The 20,869-nt window shown below is 70.3% G+C and carries 14 protein-coding genes; 2 read left to right on the forward strand and 12 right to left on the reverse strand.

The genetic code is table 11. From position 1 onward, the window contains the following. Positions 1-4 precede the first annotated feature (4 nt). The 3 genes from JNB61_RS08905 to JNB61_RS08915 all read right to left on the reverse strand — a co-directional run bounded on the left by JNB61_RS08905 (position 5) and on the right by JNB61_RS08915 (position 2,521). Positions 5-568, reverse strand: coding sequence for a YceI family protein (locus tag JNB61_RS08905; protein ID WP_220339385.1), 564 nt, complete (start codon positions 566-568; stop codon positions 5-7). Positions 569-732: 164 nt separating this feature from the next. Further along, positions 733-1,101, reverse strand: coding sequence for an FKBP-type peptidyl-prolyl cis-trans isomerase (locus tag JNB61_RS08910; protein WP_159845091.1), 369 nt, complete (start codon positions 1,099-1,101; stop codon positions 733-735). A 190-nt stretch (positions 1,102-1,291) separates the two neighbouring features. Further along, positions 1,292-2,521, reverse strand: a complete 1,230-nt coding sequence (locus tag JNB61_RS08915; RefSeq protein ID WP_220339386.1) for a PrsW family intramembrane metalloprotease — start codon at positions 2,519-2,521, stop codon at positions 1,292-1,294. 85 nt (positions 2,522-2,606) lie between these two features. Here JNB61_RS08915 and JNB61_RS08920 point away from each other — a divergent pair, with 85 nt between their 5' ends. Next, positions 2,607-3,470: a fumarylacetoacetate hydrolase family protein gene (locus tag JNB61_RS08920; RefSeq protein WP_220339387.1), complete on the forward strand. Its 864-nt coding sequence runs from the start codon at positions 2,607-2,609 to the stop codon at positions 3,468-3,470. Positions 3,471-3,560: 90 nt separating this feature from the next. Here JNB61_RS08920 and JNB61_RS20045 read toward each other — a convergent pair whose 3' ends face one another. From JNB61_RS20045 to JNB61_RS08950, 6 genes are all read right to left on the reverse strand, one after another. Continuing rightward, positions 3,561-4,094 (reverse strand): DUF4190 domain-containing protein, encoded by a 534-nt coding sequence (locus tag JNB61_RS20045; protein WP_223214739.1) that lies wholly within the window; start codon positions 4,092-4,094, stop codon positions 3,561-3,563. Between the two features lie 62 nt (positions 4,095-4,156). Continuing rightward, complete coding sequence (locus tag JNB61_RS08930; protein WP_159845099.1) at positions 4,157-5,638, reverse strand: aspartate ammonia-lyase; 1,482 nt, start codon at positions 5,636-5,638, stop codon at positions 4,157-4,159. A gap of 152 nt (positions 5,639-5,790) precedes the next feature. Further along, on the reverse strand, positions 5,791-6,699 hold the full coding sequence (locus JNB61_RS08935; RefSeq protein WP_220339388.1) for a phosphodiesterase: 909 nt from the start codon (positions 6,697-6,699) through the stop codon (positions 5,791-5,793). A 9-nt stretch (positions 6,700-6,708) separates the two neighbouring features. Then, positions 6,709-10,110, reverse strand: a complete 3,402-nt coding sequence (locus tag JNB61_RS08940) for an nSTAND1 domain-containing NTPase (RefSeq protein WP_220339389.1) — start codon at positions 10,108-10,110, stop codon at positions 6,709-6,711. A 123-nt stretch (positions 10,111-10,233) separates the two neighbouring features. Then, on the reverse strand, positions 10,234-10,563 hold the full coding sequence (locus JNB61_RS08945) for a peptidase (protein WP_220288055.1): 330 nt from the start codon (positions 10,561-10,563) through the stop codon (positions 10,234-10,236). Then, positions 10,560-11,855: an inorganic phosphate transporter gene (locus tag JNB61_RS08950; protein WP_159845110.1), complete on the reverse strand. Its 1,296-nt coding sequence runs from the start codon at positions 11,853-11,855 to the stop codon at positions 10,560-10,562. The genes JNB61_RS08945 and JNB61_RS08950 overlap by 4 nt, the downstream gene beginning before the upstream one ends. A gap of 157 nt (positions 11,856-12,012) precedes the next feature. Here JNB61_RS08950 and JNB61_RS08955 point away from each other — a divergent pair, with 157 nt between their 5' ends. Continuing rightward, positions 12,013-14,157 carry a S9 family peptidase gene (locus tag JNB61_RS08955; RefSeq protein ID WP_374226634.1) on the forward strand — a complete coding sequence of 715 codons (2,145 nt, stop codon included), beginning with the start codon at positions 12,013-12,015 and terminating at the stop codon, positions 14,155-14,157. 103 nt (positions 14,158-14,260) lie between these two features. Here the strand turns inward: JNB61_RS08955 and JNB61_RS08960 are convergent, their stop codons facing one another. The 3 genes from JNB61_RS08960 to JNB61_RS08970 all read right to left on the reverse strand — a co-directional run bounded on the left by JNB61_RS08960 (position 14,261) and on the right by JNB61_RS08970 (position 20,843). Then, entirely contained in the window at positions 14,261-17,185 is a 2,925-nt protein-coding gene (locus JNB61_RS08960) for a helix-turn-helix transcriptional regulator (protein ID WP_220339390.1), read from the reverse strand. A 173-nt stretch (positions 17,186-17,358) separates the two neighbouring features. Then, entirely contained in the window at positions 17,359-18,387 is a 1,029-nt protein-coding gene (locus JNB61_RS08965) for an ATP-dependent 6-phosphofructokinase (protein ID WP_220288056.1), read from the reverse strand. Positions 18,388-18,689: 302 nt separating this feature from the next. Further along, positions 18,690-20,843 (reverse strand): DEAD/DEAH box helicase, encoded by a 2,154-nt coding sequence (locus tag JNB61_RS08970; protein ID WP_159845118.1) that lies wholly within the window; start codon positions 20,841-20,843, stop codon positions 18,690-18,692. Positions 20,844-20,869: the final 26 nt, after the last annotated feature.

A 20,869-nucleotide genomic window follows, 5' to 3' on the forward strand; every position in this document is an offset into this window, starting at 1 on the left:
CGCGTCAGTCCTGCTGGAGGGCGCCCTGCAGGTCGAGCGTGATCGTGACGTCCTTGCCGACGAGCACGCCGCCGGTCTCGAGCGCGGCGTTCCAGGTGAGGCCGAAGTCCTCGCGGTTGACGACCGTCTTGGCCGTCGCGCCCGCCTTGTAGTTGCCCCACGGGTCGGTGCCGAAGCCGCCGAACTCGAACTCGAAGGTGACGGGCTTGGTGATGCCGCGGATGGTCAGGTCGCCGTCGACGAGGAACTCGCCGTTCTCGACGCGCGCGCCGGTCGAGCGGAACTCCATCGTCGGGTGGTTCTCGGTGTCGAAGAAGTCGGCCGAGCGCAGGTGGTTGTCGCGGCCCTCGTCCTTGGTGTCGACGGAGGTGACATCGACGGACGCCTCGACCTGGGCGTCGAGCGGGTTCGCGGGGGCGATCAGCGTCGCGCTCTTCATGCCGAAGGTGCCGCGCACCTTCGAGATCATCATGTGGCGCACGCTGAAGGTGACCTCGCTGTGCGCGGGGTCGAGCACCCAGGTGCCCGCCTTGTAGCCGGGAACGTCGATCGTGGTCGTGTCGGTCATGGTCGTCCTTCGTCTGGGGGTCCGGTGGCTGCCGGCTCGCGCCGGCATACGGGGTGGAACGCGCGGGGCTCGCGGATCTATTCCCGTGAATGGAAAGTCTCTCACACGCCGACATGACGAAGGGGACGGATGCCGCGCACCCGTCCCCTCTCGATCGCTCTGGGTCAGCCGACCTTGATGAGGTCGATGACGAAGATCAGCGTCTTGCCGCCGAGGAAGTGCCCGCCGGCGGGGCCATAGGCGAGGTGCGGCGGGATGACGAGCTCGCGGCGACCGCCTTCCTTCATGCCCGGGATGCCGTCCTGCCAGCCCTGGATGAGGCCGCGCAGCGGGAACTGGATGCTCTCCCCGCGGTTCCACGACGAGTCGAACTCTTCGCCGCTCTCGTACTCGACGCCCACGTAGTGGACGGTCACGGTGTCGCCGGGCTTCGCCTCGGCGCCCTCGCCCACGACGATGTCGCGGACGACGAGGTCGGCCGGAGCCGGGCCGGCGGGTGCGTCGATCTCGGGCTTGGTGCGGTCGTCAGTCATGCCTCCATCCAACCATCCGGAGCCCGCGCACGCCGAGCGAGTTCGCCGTCAGGGGAACCGCCCGCGTTCCCTTGACACCCGCGCCAGGCCCCCGGCATGCTGGGGGCAGACCAACTCAGCGCTCGGTAGACACGCAGGCATCGCCGCGGCACCGAGCGCTGAGTCTTTGTTCGCGGGCGACGCTCCGCGCCTACGGCGCGAACATCGCCGCCCGGGTCGCCGCGGTCTTCGCAAGCAGGTCACGCTCTTCCGCCGCCGCGTGCGGATCCCGCCCCGAGATCGCCCGCTGACGGCTCGCGGCCAGGGCCGTGGCATCGGTGATGAAGGTCCTCATGAGGGCGGTACGGTCTCCTCGCAGCGTCCGCGCCCACGCGAGCGCAGCCCTGCGCCCGGCGGACGTCGCGAGCATGTCGACCTCCTGCGGAGTGAACCACCCCGCGGCCGCGTACTCGCCGAGCCGGCGCCTGGTGAGGCGCGACTCCTCCCGCCTGAGCGCCACGATGCCGAGGATGAACCCGATGAACAGCGGCACCTGCAGCGTGAGGTACAGGAAGAAGAAGTCGCCGAACATCGCCGAGCCGTTCCAGAACGCGTGCAGCGCGATCGCGCCCGCGAGCCCGAGCAGCCCGGGTCCGATCGCCTGCGCGGCCGACAGCCCGCGCCGCGCAGCAAGACCCAGAGCGAAACCGGTGACGCTCGTGAACATGACGTGCGCGAACGGCGAGAGGATCCCACGGAGGAAGAACGTCATGGTGGTCTCGGCCGCTCCCCCCTCGATGAAGCTCACCGCGAAGTACTGGATGTTCTCGGTGAACGCGAAGCCGGCTCCGACGAGTGCTCCGTAGACGATGCCGTCGACCGGGCCGTCGAACGCGCGCCGGGCGGTCGCGAAGATGAGGAAGACGCCGAGCCCCTTGGCGAACTCCTCGACCACCGGCGCCTGTACGACCGTCTGCAGCACCTCGCGAGCACCGGTGGTCGCCGGCCCGAACACCATCGACAGCACGAGGTCGACGCCGAGCGCGATGGCGACGGCGGCGATCGCGCCCCACGCGATGGCGAGGACGAGCAGTCCCCGCGGCTCGGGCTCCCACCGGTCCACGATCCGCAGCGCCAACAGCACACCGACGAGGGGCACGACAGCGAGCACCATCCCGAGGAGCGACGCGGCGGGTCCGAGTGCGTTGAGGAAGTACGCCACCAGCACTGCCAGCCCGAGAACGAGGACGCCGATGATCCAGACCGACGCGCTGCGTCCGCGACGAGAGGCAGCGCCGGTGGGGACCGGCACGGGTGCGGGCGACGTCGCCGGCGGCGTGATCGCCGCGGGCGCGGCGATGCGCGGCTGGGCGAGTGCGGAAGCGAACTCCGGCGGCGTGAGCGAGGGCCGGGGACGGGAAGCACCGGGGTCGAGCGTCATGCGCACAGCCTAGGGTGCACGACGCTCACCCGTCATACGAGCTGTGGACGGCCCGTTCGCGCACCCCGGCGGCTAGGTTGGGGGCATGCGCTTCGCCCATGTCGTGCCACCGGGGTCGGGCGAGCCGAGGCTCGCCCTGGTCGACGGCGACGACGTGGAGATCGTCGCCGAGCTGTTCGACGGAGCGCCGCGGGTACTGGAAGAGCTCATCGCCGGCGGCGACGACATGCTCGCCCGCGTGGGGGATGCCGCAGGCAACGGGACGCGGCATCCGCTCGACGCGATGGGGTTCGCGTCCGCCGTCCTCGCGCCGCCGGTCATCCTCGCGATCGGGCTCAACTACGCGGCGCACTCCAGCGAACTGGGACTCAAGACGGACTCGACGCCGACCGTGTTCGTGCTCTGGCCCAACTCCCTCGCCGGTCACGACCACACCACGATCTGGCCACGATCTCTCAGCGAGTCGGTCGACTACGAGGCCGAGCTCGGCGTCATCATCGGCACCCCCGCGAAGGACGTGGCCCCCGAGGACGCCCTCGACCACGTCTGGGGCTACACGGTGGTCAACGACATCACCGCACGCGACATCCAGTACTCCGAGGCGCAGTGGTCGCGCTGCAAGTCCTTCGACGGGTTCACGCCGACGGGTCCGTTCGTGGTGACCGCGGACGAGATCCCGGACCCGCAGGACCTCCACATCTGGACGGTGCTCGACGGCACCACGCTGCAGGATGCGACCACCGGTCAGATGGTGCGTCCGGTCGCGACGCTGATCTCGCACCTGTCGAAGTCGGCGACGCTGCTGCCCGGAACGCTCATCTCGACGGGCAGCCCCGGCGGGGCCGGCTACTCGCGGGATCCGCAGGTGTTCCTGCGCGACCGCTCCACGGTCACCGTCGGGATCGACGGCATCGGGGCTCTCACGACGCACTGCCGCATCCTCGGCTGAGGCGCGCCGCGGCCGCGGGCCCTGGCGCTCCCGGCCGCCGGCACACGGCGACGGCGGGCGCTCCGTGGAGCAGCCCGCCGCCGGGATCGGTCAGCGCGAGACCGTCGAGCAGTCGACGGGGAGGCCGCGCACCTCGACGGTGCCTGAGAAATCCACCGCCTGGCACGCCTGCAGCACCTCCGCCGAGAACGTGAGGAGCGGCACGACGAGGGCGAAGAACAGGATGATGCCGAGGACCATCAGCACAGCCGAGATGATGATGGCGGCGAGGGCGAAGCCGTTCTTGGCTCCGGCCTTGCGGCTCTGCACGAGGGCGACGATGCCTAGGATAAGCGCGATCAGCTGCACGAAGAACGACAGGATGAACGCGACGATGCCGAGCGTCTTGCCCGGAACGGGCGCGCCGGCCGGCGCGCCGTACGCCGCCGGCGGCGCGGCGCTGTAGGCGGGCGCGCCCGCAGAGTACGCCGGCGGAGCCGCCGCGTACCCGGGCGCCGCGGGGGCGGTGTACCCCGGTGCGGGGGCGGCGGGAGGCGCCGGCGCGTCGGCCGGCGGCGGCGCAGTGGGCTGCGACGCGGGCTGCTGCGGCGGCTCGGGTGCCGACGGGTTCTGCGGATCGGTCATTTCTCGCCTTTCGTTCGAGTCTCCCTGACGCTATCGATCGGGAGCCGCCCGCGGCAACCGGCTCAGCGCGTGTCCGCCCGAGCCTCCTCGACGACCTCCTCGGGAGCCCCCACGACCGGGATCGCGGCGGTGACGGTCTCCAGCCCCGACAGGCGGGCGGGCGAGAGCTGCTTGGTGACCTCGTCGCGCGACATGAGGCCGGCCTCGACGACGAGGTCCGCGACGGCGCGCCCGGTGAGCAGGGCGGTCTTCGCCAGCGCCGCGGCCGCCGCATAGCCGATGAACGGTGTCAGCGCCGTGATGACGCCGACCGACGAGCCGACCATGGCGCCGAGCTGCTCGCGGTTCGCGGTGATGCCGTCGACGCAGTTCACGCGCAGGGTGTACATCGCCTGCCGCAGCCACGTGATCGACTGGAAGATCGAGTGCGCGATCACCGGCTCGAACGCGTTGAGCTGCAGCTGGCCGCCCTCGACCGCCATCGTCACGGTGAGGTCGGCGCCGGCCACCGAGAACGCGACCTGGTTGACGACCTCGGGGATGACCGGGTTCACCTTGCCGGGCATGATGCTGGAGCCCGCCTGCCGCGCGGGCAGGTTGATCTCGCCGAACCCGGCCTGCGGCCCGGACGAGAGCAGGCGCAGGTCGTTGCAGATCTTCGACAGCTTGATCGCGTTGCGCTTGAGCGACGCCGAGAACGACATGAATGAGCCGGTGTCGCTGGTGGACTCGACCAGGTCGGAGGCCGTGGCGAGGTCGAGCCCCGAGATCTCGCGCAGGTGGCGCAGCACCGCAGGCGCGTACGACGGGTGCGTGGTGATCCCAGTGCCGATCGCCGTCGCCCCCATGTTGATCTCGTACAGGAGGTAGGCGTTCTCGGTGAGGCGCTGGTGGTCGTAGCCGAGCGTCGTGGCGAATCCATGGAACTCCTGGCCGAGCGTCATGGGCACGGCGTCCTGCAGCTGGGTGCGGCCGACCTTGAGAACGTCGTGGAACTCGACGGCCTTCGCGAGGAACGCTCGGCGGAGCAGGTCGAGCTCCTCGAGCAGGGTCTTGAGGTCCAGGCCGAGGCCGACCTTGATCGCGGTCGGGTAGACGTCGTTCGTCGACTGGCTGCGGTTGGTGTCGTCGATCGGCGAGAGGAACGCGTAGTCGCCCTTGGGCCGGCCGGCGAGCTCGAGCGCGATGTTGGTGATGACCTCGTTCGCGTTCATGTTCGTCGATGTGCCGGCGCCGCCCTGGATGACGCCCACGACGAACTGGTCATGGAAGTCGCCGTCGATGACGAGCTGTGCGGCGCGGTCGATGAGATCGGCCTTGGCGGGGTCGAGAACGCCGATCTCACGGTTCGCCCGGGCCGACGCCTGCTTCACCATCGCGAGCCCCCGCACCAGGTCGGGGTAGACCGAGATCGGCCTCTTCGAGATCGGGAAGTTCTCCAGCGCACGGGCGGTGTGGATGCCCCAGTACGCGTCGGCGGGGATCTCGAGGGATCCCAGGGAGTCGGTCTCGATGCGAGTTCGCGTCATTGCGTCCAGAGCCATGTGTTGCAGTCCTCGTGGGTCGTTCACAGCGGTGTGCGGGGATGCTTCGAGCCTACTCGCGGTGCCTGTCGACCGGGGTGTACACGGCGTACACCCGGCTCCGCCGTCACGTACACCGCGGCGGTCGCAGCGTGGCGACCTGAACGGTGTCGTCAGGGCCGTTTGCGTGAGAACGCCTCGAGCCGTTCCTCGGGCGTGAGCCGCGACATCCGCTCGACCCATTCCGCAGAGAAGACGTCGCCGGTCGGCGCCTCGGACACGGGCACGACGGCGTGAGTGATCGTGTCGTCGTACACGTGCACGAGGTGGAACGACTGGCCGGCGTCCATGCCGTTGACGTCCACCGCGGGGCGCGCGAGGTTCATCGTGTAGCAGGTGGCCGCGGCGACGCTCACCGGGACGCCCGCGAACGTGCCGCTCGTGGAGTAGTGCAGGTGCCCCGCGAGGATCGCGCGCACATCGGTGCCGGCGATCACGTCGGCGAGCCTTCCCTGGTCGCGCAGCTCCAGGATGTCGAACAGCGGCACGTGCGACGGCAGCGGCGGATGGTGCAGCGCGAGGATCGTTCCGAGCGGTGCCGGCGTCGCCAGCTCGCGGCCCAGCCACTCGAGCTGCCCGTGGTCGAGGTCGCCGTGATGCCAGCCGGGGACGGTCGAGTCGAGGCCGATGAGCCGCAGTCCCCCGAGATCCCAGACTCCCGTGACGGGCTCTTCCGTGGCCTCGAGCCCGAGCAGGTCGCGGCGAAGCGCCGGGCGCTCGTCATGGTTGCCGGCGAGCCACACCACCGGCGCGCCGAGTCGCTCCGCGACCGGCTCCACCGCAGCGCGCAGCGCCGCGTACGCGTCAGGCTCGCCGAGATCCGTCAGGTCGCCAGTGAAGACGATGGCATCGGGATGGATGCCGGTGGCCTCGACCGCCTCGAGGGCACGGGCGAGATTCGCCGCGGTGTCGAAACGGCCGCCGAGCGGCACGTTGCCCGCGAGCAGGTGCGTGTCGCTCACGTGCAGCAGCGTGCGTCTGGCGGGCGGGTACTGACCGAACTGCACGGATGCCGCGTCCATGCGGCGAGTCTATTGGGGCAACGCGGACCGAGTGTCCTTCGCGCAGGCGGGTTCGTACGGCCGATCAGCGAAGACGTCATGCCACTCTTGCGCGCTCAGGCCGCGCCCTGCGACGGCACAGGCTCGCTGGACCCAGAGGTCGGGGTCTGCAGAGACCCTCACGCGGCCGCCTTCCGGGAGGTCGTAGACGAGGGTGCGCTCGTCGTCCGGAAGGGGCAGGCCGTCGAGACCTCTGACCACATGGAACGACTCGGTCCAATCGTCCAGGATCCACGTGAACAGCGCCCCGTCCTTGCCTGCCGTCACGAGTTCGCCCGTCGGAAGGAACGCCACGGCACGCACGGTGTCGAGGTGGCCGTCGAGGACCTCCTCGAGGTCTCCGTTGCTCGTGCGCCAGACCAGCGCGCGGTCACCCGCGATCGTCGCGACGTGGGTGCCGTCAGGGCTGAACGCGCCGTCCACGACGGGGTCGTCCATCTGGAGCAGCCGCGATCGAGCCGGATCCGCCAGGTCGACGATGCGCGCCGCGTGGCGACCTTGCCTGACGAGCAGGGTCTGCCCATGGGGGTTCACTGCGAGCAGCCCGTCCCCTTCGATCTCGTCGATGAGCGCGCCATTCGCGGTGTCGAACACGGCGGTAGGACCGAATCCGCTCGCGTACAGCCTCGTCCCGTCGGCGGAGAACCGCACCCTTCCGAACGAGTCCGCCCAGCTCGGGGGTCCGGGATTGGTGCCCGCTCGCGGGAGGTGGAGCATGAAGGCCTCGTCCGGTGCGTTCACCCTCCACATCGCGACGTTCGCGCCCTCGGCCGCCCACGGAAGGGGCGCGATGATCGCCGCCAGCGACTCGTCCCGCGAGTACTCGATGTCGAGCACCTCCGAGTCGAACTCGGGGAAGGTCAGCTCGCGAGTTCGGGGGCCCCAGGAGTCGAGCGTGCGAAGGTCAGGTGCTTCGCACCAGCCGGAGCCACCGCAATCGCCCTGCATCACGCTCAGCGCGATCCGCCCGCCCGGTCCCTCCGCCGCGTCGAGGACGATCGCTCCCCCCACGTCCGCCGACGCGACCTGCATCCCCTTCTCCAGATCGACGACGCTCGCGCTGATCGTGTCGTCGATGACCAGCGCGATGGAATCGTCGGCGCCGAGCATCATCGTCTCGATGCCCATGCCATCGCTCAATCGCGTCACGCTCGCGATGCGCGGGCTGCGGCCCATGACATCGAGGAGAGATCTTCGTGTCGTCGGCGCGTCCCACAGACCGATCGCCTCCACCGCCAAGAGGAGTGCGCGTTCGTAAACGGGCTCTGCGAGGGCGAGCGCGGAAACCCGCCGCGCATCGTCCATCACCGCCCGCTTGTTCGCCTCCGACGTCTGCACCGCCGCGAGGGCACCGGCCGCGAGCGCGACCACTGCGAGCGCCGCCGTCGCTCCGGCCAGCCATCGCAGACGCCGGACCGAGCGTCGTTCCCTCTGCAGCTGACGCCGTGTCGCGTCGAGATCCTCCGCCTCTCGCTGGACCGAGGCGTCCAGGAACGCGACCTCCACCGGTGCGAGCACCGGCCGCGCCGACTCTCGCCACTGAACCGCCGCGCCCAGTCGGCCCCCACGATAGAGCTCGCTGTCGGGTCGCCTCATCTCCTCCCACGCGGTCGCCGCGGCGTTGAGATGACGCATGGTTCGCTGCCCCTCGACGTCGTCGGCGAGCCACTCGTGCAGACGGGGCCATTCGCGGGCGACGGCCTCGTGCGCGAGCTGGTAGGAGTCCTCGTCGCTGGTCACGAGCCGGGCATCCACCAATCGTTCGGCCACGCGCGCGTGCGCCCCATCCACCGCGACGGTCGCGCGGCTCACCCGCTGACAGATGACGCCGCCGTCTCGGGAAGGCTCGACGAGTCGCAGGAGGATGTCGCGCACCAGCCGCGCCTCGTCGCCCCGCAGGTCCGCGAACATCTCCTCGGCGGTCTGGGCGACGGCGCCGTCGATCTCCCCTGAGGCGCGGTAGCCGTCGATACTCAGCACCCGTCCCTCGCGTCGCTGCCAGACCTGATACAGCGCGTGCGAGAGCAGGGGCAGGCTGCGCCCGTCGGCATCACGCACCAGCACCTCCACCAGCCCCGGCTCGAGAATCAGTCCCGCCTGCCGCGCGGGCTTCTCGATCACCGCGCGCAGGCCGTCGGCCGCGAGCGGACCCAGCATCATGAGGTGCGCCTGAATGAGGCCCGCGAAGCCGTGGTGGTCGGCGAGATCGCCCAGCCGATCCGCGCGGATCGCCATCACGAGCGGACCTTGGAACACCAGTCGACCGAGCTCCTCGAAGAACTGGCGAGTCTGGTCCGAGTCGTCGATGGCGAACGCCTGCTCGCACTGGTCGACGATCAGCAGAGACTCGGAATCGTGCGCCGCGAGTCCGCGCAGCATCTCCAGAGGTCGCTCGCCGGGGGTGACGATCGTCACGCGCCTGCCCTGCGCCGCGAGGTGCGCGGCGATCCCCGCACGAACGAAGGAAGACTTGCCGACCCCGGAGGATCCCGAGACGACGAGCACGGCGTGCCGCTCGAGCTCCTGAAGTGCATGGTCGAGCTCCTCTTCGCGACCGAAGTACCGTTCCCCGTCGTCCATCCCCGCCGGCGGGAGACCGAAGTACGGACAGTCGGCGCTCCCCGCTCGGAACACGGCAGAGGACTGCAGTGCGGGATCCTGCCGGAGGATCGCCTGCTCGAGGGTCGCGAGTTCCACGCACGGGTCGAGGCCGAGCTCGGCGGCGAGCAGTTCTCGTCCACGACGGATCGTGGCCAGGGCGTCCGCCTGGCGCCCCTGGCGATACTGTGCGAGACCGAGGATCACCCAGCGGCGTTCGCGCATGGGCGATTCCGCCACCCGGGCACGCGCTTCAGCAGCTGCGTCGATCAGGTCTCCCGACTGCAGCCGCGCCTCCAACAGAGATTCCTCCGCGGCGAGGCGGATCTCGTCGAGCCGATCGGCCTCGATGCGCGCGGGCTCCCAATCAGCCAGCTCGGAAAAGGGCTGTCCTCGCCAGAGGCCGAGGGCCTGCGAGAACGAATGGGCAGCGCGATCCGGCTCATCCATCTCGAGCAGCCGCGACCCGCGCTCGATGAACTGCTCGAATCGAGCGGCGTCGAGGTCGACGGCGGTGGGCGCGAGCATGTACCCCGCCGCCGTCGTCTCGATCGCGGACGCGGGCAGCTGCCGCCGCAGTCGCATGATGCAGCCAGGGATCACCTTCGACCATGAAGCGGGGGGCGCGTCCCCCCAGACCGCGGTCGCGAACGACTCGAGCGTGACCGCTCTCCCGATCCGCGCCGCGAGCGCGCCCAGCACGAGACGATCACGAGGCGCGAGGGCGATCCGGCCGTCGTCGAGAGTCACTGCCCCCAGCACGCGGAGGTCCATGACGACACTGTGAAACCCGCGCCGGTTTCCGTCAAGGACCCTGATATCAGGCTGATACCCGCGCCAGGTCGGCCGATATCAGACTGATGGATCTGGCCCGCGGAACGGGGGGCTTCGGGTTCCTCAGTGGTTGAAGACGATGAGAAGCAGGCCGCCGAGCACCGCCGCGGCGCAGACAGCGAAGCACGCGTATGCGCCGACGAGCGCGAAGCGCTTCTGCCCTTCGGTGAGCGGGTTGCGCTTCGCCGCCTTCGCAGCGGCCTTCTCGGCGCGCCGCGCCTCCTTCTCGGAGATGACGGTGATGGCGTCGGTGAACTCCGCCGGGGCGACCACGGGAGGACGCCCCGCACGTACCAGCAGCCGGAGCCCCAGCGCGTAGAAACCGACCACAACGACAGCAGAGGTGAACGCCGCGACGAAAACCTGAACGAAGGCGAGCCAGTTGATGGTCATCGCGGGCCTCCGTTCTTCGGCCGGTTCTCGGATCGCCCGGCTGCCTTGGCGGCCTTCTTGGCCGCCATCTCCGCCGCGGCGACCCGGCGCGCCTCCTCGCGCGCGATGGCACGCTGGCGGCGTGTGGGCGGCGGGTTGCGCTTGACCTTCACGGCGCGACCGGAGTCGGCCACCTCGCTCATCGCATTCGACGCGGTGACCTCATCGCGGCGGGAGCGCAGGAAGAGCGCCAGGATGATCGCGACCGCGAGGACGGCGTCGATGATGACGCCCCACACGGGGAGCCACACCACGATGAGTGCCGCAGCCGCCCCCACGGCACCGGCCGCAGGCAGCGTGAGGATCCAGCCCACCATGATGCGGCCGGCGGTGCGCCACCGCACCTGCGAGCCACGGCGTCCGAGGCCCGAGCCGATGACCGAGCCGGACGCGACCTGCGTGGTCGACAGCGCGAAGCCCAGTGCGCTCGAGGCGAGGATCGTGGACGCCGTCGACGCCTCGGCGGAGAAGCCCTGCGCGGGCTTCACCTCGGTGAGACCCTTGCCGAGCGTGCGGATGATGCGCCAGCCGCCCATGTAGGTGCCGAGCGCGATCGTGATCGCACACGCGAACACGACCCAGGTCTGCGGCTCGGGGTTCGAGGCCGACTGCAGGCCCGCGGTGATGAGGAGGAGGGTGATGATGCCCATCGTCTTCTGCGCATCGTTCGTGCCGTGGGCGAGCGCCACCAGCGACGACGTGAAGATCTGGCCGAACCGGAACCCGTCGCGCCCGTCGGGCTTGCTGTCGTAGCGCCGCGTGAGCACGTAGGCGAGCTTCGTCGCGGTGAACGCGATCACACCGGCCGTGACCGGCGCGATGAACGCCGGCAGGATCACCTTCGACATCACGACGCCGAAGTTCACCGCCGTGACGCCCACGCCGACGATCGTCGCGCCGATGAGGCCGCCGAACAGTGCATGCGACGACGACGAGGGAAGACCCAGCAGCCAGGTGAGCATGTTCCACGTGATGGCGCCGATGAGGCCGGCGAGGATGATCTCGGGGAAGATGTTCGCCGAGATCTGATCCTCATTGATGATGCCGCCTGAGATCGTCTGGGCGACCTCCGTCGACAGGAATGCGCCGACCAGATTGAGGACGGCGGCGAGGAGTACAGCGGTCTTGGGCTTGAGCGCGCCGGTCGCGATCGGCGTCGCCATCGCGTTCGCGGTGTCATGGAAGCCGTTCGTGAAATCGAAGAACAGCGCGAGCGCGATCACCAGAACGATGATGAGGGTTGCGGTTTCCACCGTTCGCTTTCGGGGAGGAGGAGTGGAGAGGGGTGTGCCGACGAGATCGGCGCGACGAACGAACAGTTCACCAAGGATTCAGGTACCGGCAACCGGCCAGGAAGAATCCTACATCGGCGACCCTGACGGTCAACTCGGAGGCGACTAGCGTGGAACGGTGACTCTCAGCGACTCCGCACCCTCTCCGTCCACCCCTGTCGCCGGCATCCGTCCGCCCGTCGCCGACAGCAGGATCACCGTCCGGTCGCATCACGGCGATGACGTCGAAGACCGCTACGAGTGGTTCCGCCAGAAGGAGGACGCCGCCGTCATCGCGCACCTCGAAGCCGAGAACGCGTATACCCAGCAGCGCACCGCACACCTCGAGGGTCTGCGCGAGCGCATCTTCGGCGAGATCAAGGGCCGCACTCTCGAGACCGACCTCTCGGTGCCGACCCGGCGCGGCGACTGGTGGTACTACGGGCGCACTCTCGAGGGCAAGCAGTACGGCATCCAGTGCCGGGCTCCGCTCGCGTCCGCCGAGGACTGGACGCCGCCCGAGCTGTCCCCGGACATCGAGGTACCGGGCGAGCAGATCCTTCTCGACGGCAATGTCGAGGCCGAGGGCCACGAGTTCTTCTCGCTCGGCAGCTTCGAGGTGTCGAACGACGGCACGCTCATGCTCTACGGCGTCGACGTCGCGGGCGACGAGCGCTACACCGTGCGCGTGCGCAACCTGGCCACCGGCGAACAGCTCCCCGACGAGATCCCCGACACGTTCGCCGGCGCGACCTTCTCCCCTGACGGCCGGTTCATCGTCTACACCACCGTCGACGACGCGTGGCGGCCCGACACCGTGTGGCTGCACGAGCTCGGCACGCCGGTCCAGGGCGACGCGAAGCTCTTCCACGAGCCTGACGAGAAGTTCTGGGTCGGCGCCGGGTTCACCCGCAGCGACCGCTACCTCGTGATCGGCCTCGGCTCGTCCATCACCTCCGAGGAATGGCTCCTGGATGCCGACGACCTCCGTGGCGAGCCGCGCGTGGTGTGGCCGCGCACCGAGGGCGTCGAGTACGACTCGGAGCACGCCGTCGTCGACGGCGAGGACGTCCTCTTCATCCTCCACAACGACGGAGCCCTGGATTTCGAGCTGGTGCGGGTGGCAGCATCCGATCCCTCCGGCGACCGCTCTGTCGTCATCCCGCACCGTCCCGGCGAGCGCCTGCTCGGCGTCTCGACGTTCCGCGACTGGGGCGTCGTGGGCTACCGCCGCGGCGGCCTCGCACGCCTCGGCTTGCTCGACTACGCGACGGGCGGGGTCGACGAGATCGCGTTCGACGAACCGCTGTACTCCGTGGGCACCGGCGGCAACCCCGAGTGGGCTCCCCCGCTGCTGCGCCTGGGCTACGGCTCGTTCGTCACGCCCGGCACGGTCTACGACCTCGACGTCGCCACGCGCGAACTGCACCTGCGCAAGCGCCAGCCGGTGCTGGGCGGCTACGAGCCCGACGACTACGCCCAGGCGCGCGTCTGGGCGACAGCGCAGGACGGTACGCAGATCCCGATCTCGCTCGTGTGGAAGCGCTCGTTCGGCGACGCCGGCCTCGCGCCACGGCCGATGCACCTGTACGGCTACGGCTCGTACGAGCACTCCATCGAGCCCGGGTTCTCGGTGCCGCGGCTGTCGGAGCTCGACCGGGGAGTCGTGTTCGCGGTGGCGCACGTGCGCGGCGGCGGCGAGATGGGCCGGCAGTGGTACGAGGACGGCAAGCTCCTCAACAAGCGCAACACCTTCACGGACTTCGTCGACAGCGCGCTGCACCTCATCGACAACGGATACACGACGGCGTCCCAACTCGTCGCGGAAGGCGGCTCCGCCGGCGGGCTGCTGATGGGCGCGGTCGCCAACATCGCGCCCGAGCTGTTCGCCGGCGTGCTCGCGGATGTGCCGTTCGTCGACGCGCTCACGACGATCCTCGACCCGTCGCTGCCGCTGACGGTGATCGAGTGGGACGAGTGGGGCGACCCGCTGCACAACGCCGACGTCTACACGTACATGAAGTCGTACTCGCCGTACGAGAACGTGCGGACGGATGCTGCGTACCCGAGGATCCTCGCCGTCACGTCGCTCAACGACACCCGCGTGCTGTACGTCGAGCCTGCGAAGTGGGTCGCGCGCCTGCGCGAAGTCGGCGCCGACGCTCTGCTCAAGTGCGAGATGGTCGCCGGCCACGGCGGCGTCTCAGGCCGCTACAACGCGTGGCGCGAGCGCGCCTTCGAGCTGGCGTGGCTTCTGGACGTGCTCGGCGTCGCCGACGCCTGAGCCGGCGGCGCGCCGAACCAGGGGGTTCCGGCCGAGCCCGGGGACGACGCCCTCGGTCTCGGCCGGACGTCTGGGGTACCACGCGACCGGGGCCCCGGTCAGGTCAGCGACCGGTGTCGCGGGCGAAGGCGGCGGCCTCGGTGCGGTTGGCCACGCCGAGCTTCAGGAGGATCGATGAGACGTGGACCGACGCTGTCTTCGGGCTGATGAACAGCGCCCGGCCGATCTGCGCGTTGCTCATGCCTCGGGCTACGAGCCCGAGAACCTGTGACTCGCGTTCCGTGAGCGACGCGACCCTCGTGCCCGGGTCGCTCGCAAGGCCGGCGCGGGCCGCGAGCTCGTCGGCCCACCGCACGACGAGCGCATCACCCGTCGCCGGAGCCTGTTCCCGCAGTTCCGCGAGCGCCGCCTCAGCACCAGCCCGGTCGCCGGACGCGACCAACGCCTCGGCGAGCCGCAGCCGGGCGAGGTGCACGAACTGGACAGGCAGTCCGTTTCCGACGCGCGCCTCGGCGAGCGCCGCCCTCCACATGGCCACGTGGGCCGGGGGCCAGGCATCCGCCGCGAGCTCCGCCGCCACGCAGGCGACGAGCGGAGTGAGCGCCCCACGATCCGCGAGCGCGGAGGCGACCGCCTCGGCCTCTTCACGGACGTCGGCGACGCCGCGGTCGATAGAGGCGTTCATGCCCTGCACCCCGTCAGCCTCCGCGACCAGCCAGGCTCGCAGCGGAAGTGCCCATGGACGCACCCAGGACTGGGTCTCGGAGGCGCGCAGGACCGTCTCGAGCTCGAGAGCGCCAGAGAGCAGCGCGAGCTTGCGGCGGTCGTCGTGCTCGTCCGAGACCCGGACCAGTCGTTCGAGGAGGTCGAGCCGCCGCCACCCGGCGTCCTCGTCCGGCACGTCGAAGACCTCCGGCATCTCCTCGCGGACCAACCGACGCTTTTCGGCGTAGGCCTCCAGCCGGTCGCCCCACACGTCGCCCTCGGCGAGGATGCGGAGCGCACTCGAACGGTCGAGTGGCACCGTCATGAGCTGCAGGGCGCGGCGCGCCAGCGCCACACTCTCGTCGACGCGGCCGAGCGGGAGGAGCACCTGACCCATCAGCAGCATGGCGACCGCGCCATGACCACGCTCCCGTCCGGCGTCGAGCGCCTCGCGGAGCATCAGGGCGTAGATCTCGAGCGCCCCCTCGTAACGACCTTCGAAGAACGCGACGTCGGCGAGCAGCATCCGAGCGCGGTGCCGTTCCACCGCCCCATCCGCCACCGCGAGCGCCTCCCGCGCCGCAGCGGCGGCGAGATCCAGCTCGCCTTCGAACGCGAACCGCCCGGCGAGGTTCGTCAGGCAGATCGCGAGCGTCGCGGGATCCTCCGCGTCGCGAGCGATCGCGACCGCCGCTTGCAGGGCATCGATCTCGTGGCGACCGAGCAGGCTTCGGACGAGTGCGAGCAGCGCGCGGGCAGCGGGCTCCTCGCGGTGCGTAAGCAGCCCTTCTGCTTCGGCGAGAGCGTCTTCGTCGGCCCGGTTCGTAATCCATCCCTCGCACAGCACCAGCCACCACAGCGCGGCGGCGCGCTCGACGGGATCACTCGGTTCCGGAAGCGCGAGCGCGGCCCTGACGACCGTCCGCGCCTCCTCGTAGTCTCCGGCGTGCCAGAGCGCCTCGCCCGCGCGCCGCAGCACCTCCATCCGTGACGCGCCGCCGGCGCGGACATCCGCGTCGGGAACGACGTCCCACCAGTCGGCGAGGCGGCGCCAGAGCGCCGCAGTCACGGACGGAGCGAGTTCGGCTCCGGGCTGAGCGAGGCACCGGATCGTTGCGTCGAAGGCCGCGGACAGATCCCCTGCCATCGCCCTATGCTCGGCGACGGCGGCGAGGGCCGAGAACGACGCGCCGGCCCGGTGCTCGAGCGCATCGGCGTACGACCGATGCGCGTCGCGGCGCGCCCCCGGAGGCACGTCGGCGTAGACCGCTTCCCGCAGCAGCGCGTGCCGGAACCGGTACCCGGTCGCCGACACCGCGATGATCCCGCGGTCGAGCGCCTCCCGGACACCGTCTTCGAGGAGCGCGGGGTCCGCTCCGGTCACCCGCAGGAGGACGTCGTGGTCGACGTCGTCACCGCCGACGGACAGCACCTCGATCAGGTGCCGTGCCTGCGGCGAGGCGCTCCGGTATCGCAGCAGCAGCAGATCACGCAGAGCGCCCGGAAGCGCCTCTCCGTCGAGCGCGACGAGTTCCTCGACGAAGAACGGCACACCACCGCTGCGCGCGGCGATCGCGTCGGTCGCCGGCCGCGAGAACCGACCCGGCGCGATCGCCTCGATCTGGCCACCCACGTCGTCCGCGGACAGCCGTTCCAGTTCGATGTGCGGGATGCTGCGCCGGCCCTCCAGCGCCACCACCGCCGAGAGCGTGGTCCGGGTCGCCGGCTCGTCAGGCCTGTAGGTCAGCACCAGTGTGATGTGACGGCCGCGCAACGTGGTGGCGAGAATCGTGGCGAACGACGCGGTGAGGGCGTCCGCCCAGTGAAGGTCTTCGACCACGATCACGACGTGGAACCGCTCGCTCAAGCGCTCGACGACCATCTCGATCGTGTCCGAGATGATGTCCGACGAGGGCTCGACCGGTTCGCGTGTCGGCGTCGCAGACGATTCCGCAAGCTCCGGAACCAGCACCGCCAGAGTGCGCACCGCGCCGGGCGACGTCGACACGACGTCGAGCAGGCCGTCCCCCACGCCAACTCTGAGGTCCCGCACGAGGCCGCGGAGCGCATGGAACGGCGGCGCGACATCGCCCCCGTCGACGCACTGCGCTGTCGCCACCACGACGGGCGGGTCGTCCGGCGACGCCTCCGCGCGCAACGACCTGATCGCCTCCTCGACGAGCCGCGTCTTGCCGATCCCCGCCTCCCCGCGGATCACCACCGCGCGCGGCACGCCGGCTCGCCCGTCCGATAGCGCGCCGCGGACCGCGTCGAACTCCGCCTGGCGTCCGATCAGCACGGGACTCACGGCGACCCCAGCCACGACGCCATCGTGGCACGCGCGCCCGCCCCGCGTCAGGGGTGCGGACGGATGCCGCGGGCCGAGGCATCCGTCATACCGCACGCCGAAACAGGGGATCCGCGCCGAAACCGGGGACAACGCCCTCGGTCTCGGCGGCAATTTCCTGGTTCGGCGAGACGCAGCGCGCCGGAGGGTCAGCCGAAGAGCGCCGCGGCCTCTTCGTAGCGGTAGAGCGGAACCGTGTTGAGCTCGCCGAGGGCGTCGGCGAAGGGGACGCGCACGATGTCCGTACCGCGCATGGCGACCATCTGACCCCATGCACCGTCGACGACCGCGTCGGCGGCGTGCAGGCCGAGGCGGGTCGCGAGCACACGGTCGAATCCGGAGGGCGAGCCGCCACGCTGGATGTGACCGAGCACCGTCGCACGGGTCTCGATGCCCGTGATGCGCTCGATCTCGGGCGCGAGGATCTCGCTGATGCCGCCGAGGCGCGGGCGGTTGAAGGCGTCGAGACCCTTGTCGCTGTAGGCCTCGTCCATGCCCTTGAGGGTGAAGCCCTCCGAGACGACGACGAGGGGCGCGCGGCCGCGGTCGTGGGCTTTGGAGACCAGCGCGGTGATCTCGTCGAGCGACATCGGCACCTCGGGGATGCAGATGGCGTGGGCGCCCGCAGCCATGCCGGCGTGCAGCGCGATCCAGCCGACGTGGCGGCCCATCACCTCGGCGACCATGCACCGCTGGTGCGAGTCGCCCGTCGTGCGCAGGCGGTCCATGGCGTCGGTCGCGATGTTGACGGCGGTGTCGAAGCCGAAGGAGTAGTCGGTGGCGCGGAGATCGTTGTCGATCGTCTTCGGAACGCCGAGCACGTTGATTCCGTCGTTCGACAGGCGGTTCGCCGCCGCCAGGGTGCCCTCGCCGCCGATCGCGATGATGCCGTCGAGGCGGTGGCCGTACATCGTCTTGGCGATGTTCTCGGCGCCGCCGCGCGGGCCTTCGTAAGGGTTCGTGCGCGAGGTGCCGAGGATCGTGCCGCCGATCTTCGACAGGCCCTTCACCTCGTGACGAGTGAGCGGGAAGAAGTCGCCGTCCACCACGCCACGCCAGCCGTCGCGGATTCCGACGAACTCGAGGTCGTAGTTGGTCGTGCCCTTGAGCACCACACCGCGGATGACCGCGTTGAGCCCGGGGCAGTCGCCGCCGCTCGTCAGGATGCCGATCTTCATTGCTGTGTTCCTCGCTGTCGGGTCGGTGAAGAGGGTCGGCGTCGCTGCCTCCCCCGACACTAGTGCCGGAAGCGCCGCCCTGCCACACGCGGTCGCCGGGCCATGGCCGGGTCAGTCCGCGACCCGCTCCCAGACATCGTTCTCGTGGCGCTCGCCGCTCGCCGCCCTGCGTGCCGACGTCGCGCGCAACGGCCGCGGTCGCCCGCAACGGCCGCGGTCGCGCGCAACGGCCGCGGTCGCGCCGACGGACGCGACGAGGGGCGGTGCGAGACCGCACCGCCGCCCCTCGTGCGAATCGGACGCTACGCGGCGCCGAGCGCCTGACGCAGCAGGTGCATGAGCGCCGAGAGCTGCACCGAGTCACTCGACTGCGGGTCGACCTGCTCGCCGTCGAGCGCGCGGGCGGCCAGCCCCTGCTTGGAGTCGATGAGCTCGGCGATCTTGGTGTCGATCGTGTGCGCGGCGATGATGCGCCACGCGGTCACGGGCTCGTCCTGGCCGATGCGGTGCACGCGGTCGATCGCCTGGGTCTGCTCCGCGGCCGTCCACGACAGTTCGGCGAGCACGACGTTCGAGGATGCCTGCATGTTCACGCCGACGCCCGCCGCGGTCAGCGAGCAGACCGCGATGCCGACCTCGGGGTCGTTGTTGAAGGCGTCGATCGCCTGCTGGCGGGCCGAGGTGGCCTGATCGCCGCGCAGCGACACGGTCTTGAGCCCCGAGGCGGCGAAGTGCGCCTCGGCGGTGTCCATGACGTCGATGTGCTTGGCGAAGAAGACGACCTTGCCCACCGAGCGCTGCAGCTGCACCGCGTAGTCTGCGGCGAGCACGGCCTTGGCCTGGCCGATCTTGCGCACCATGGTGAAGACGTTCTCGGAGCCCGTGCCGGCGGCCTTCGACTCCTCGAGCTCGTTGTGCGCGACGAGACGGACGATGTCCTCGTCGATGTGGCCGGGGCCGTAGCCGCGGTCCCCGCGCGCCTCGATGATGCGCCGGTACTTCGCGGCGAGCCGCTCGCCCAGCTCGCGCTCGGCCTGACGGATCGAGCGGCCGAACTCGTCGTCGAGCTCCACGGGGAGGTCGGCGATGAGCTTGTCGGGCAGGTCGGCCGCGACATCCTTCTTCTTGCGCCGGACGATGCCCATCGAGATGACCGCGTCGCGGGCCTCTGGGTAGAAGGCCTTGTCGGCGGGGGTCAGCCCCGTCTCGTCGAGCTTCTCCATGAGCACCGGACCGGGCTTCTCACCAGTGGTCCAACCGAGGAAGCGCCAGATCGCGTCGAAGTCCTCGACGTCGTTGATCAGGGGCGTGCCCGTGAGAGCGAGCAGCAGCGGGTTGGGCACCTGCTCGCGGATGCGCGTCGCAAGCGCCAGCACGTTCTGCGAACGCTGCGATGTGAGGTTCTTGATGAAGTGCGCCTCGTCGACGACCATGCCCTTGAGGCCGATCGAGCCGAGCCACGAGAGGTGACGGTCGAGGATCTCGTAGTTGACGATGAACACGTCGGCGAACGCATCGATGCCTTCGCCATCACCGTGGATCACCGTCGCGCGTCGCTGGGGCGTCCAGCGCTCCACCTCGCGTGCCCAGTTCATCTTCACGACGTTGGGCACGACCGCGAGAAGCGGGTACGCGTTCGCGACGGATGCTGCGAGCACCGACTCCGCCGTCTTGCCGAGGCCCGGCTCGTCGGCCAGGAGGAAAGTGCGGTGCCCCGCGCGCACGGATTCGAGGAACCTCGACTGGTGCGGCATCACCTCGAGGCCCTTGGGCGACAGGCGGTCGAACTCCGGCACAGGCGGAAGCTCCATCGACGCGGTCGCACCGCCGGCGCCTGTCTCGAATGCCTTGTACAGCGGGCCCATGAGCTCCCAGCTGTCGAGGCGGCGGCGCGGCGTCTGCTTCGGAGCACGGATCGTGAGATCCGGCGCGAGGAACGGGTTGGAGTCGCGGCGGGCCTCGACCTGCGGCGGCACCACCTGACGCTCGGCGAGCGCGGCGGGCACGACCGGCGCCACGACCGGCGCGACGTCGGTGATGATGAGCTCGTCGGGCGCCAGCTCGGCCCCCGACTCGAGCAGCCAGTCGCGTCGCATGCGCCGCGCGACAGGAGAGGTGGCCTGGTCGACCTCGAGCAGCTGGATGAGCGACGTGTCGCGCGCGGCCGTCTTCGCGAGGATGGTGGCGACCCCGTCGAGCCGCTTCAGCAGCTCGGCGCGCGCAGCATCCGTCAGCTCCGTGTCGCTCTTCACACGGGCGCGCTCCTCGCGCACCAGGAATGCGATGACCTGGAACTTGACGCGGTTCGTGGGCCCGAGCTTGCCGCGCTGGGCCTTGGCCTCGACCTCGCGCACCTTGCGGGCGAGGATCGGGATGATGGGGGCCTCGTCGTCGCGGCGCGCGGACGAGGACTTGCGGCGACGCTGCGCCGTCTGGGCGGGTGCCGTGGTCGGCATGCTCCTCCTGAGCGTGAGTGCCGGAT

Origin of the sequence: Microbacterium ureisolvens (assembly GCF_019511645.1) — a bacterium.
GTDB lineage: Bacteria > Actinomycetota > Actinomycetes > Actinomycetales > Microbacteriaceae > Microbacterium > Microbacterium ureisolvens_A.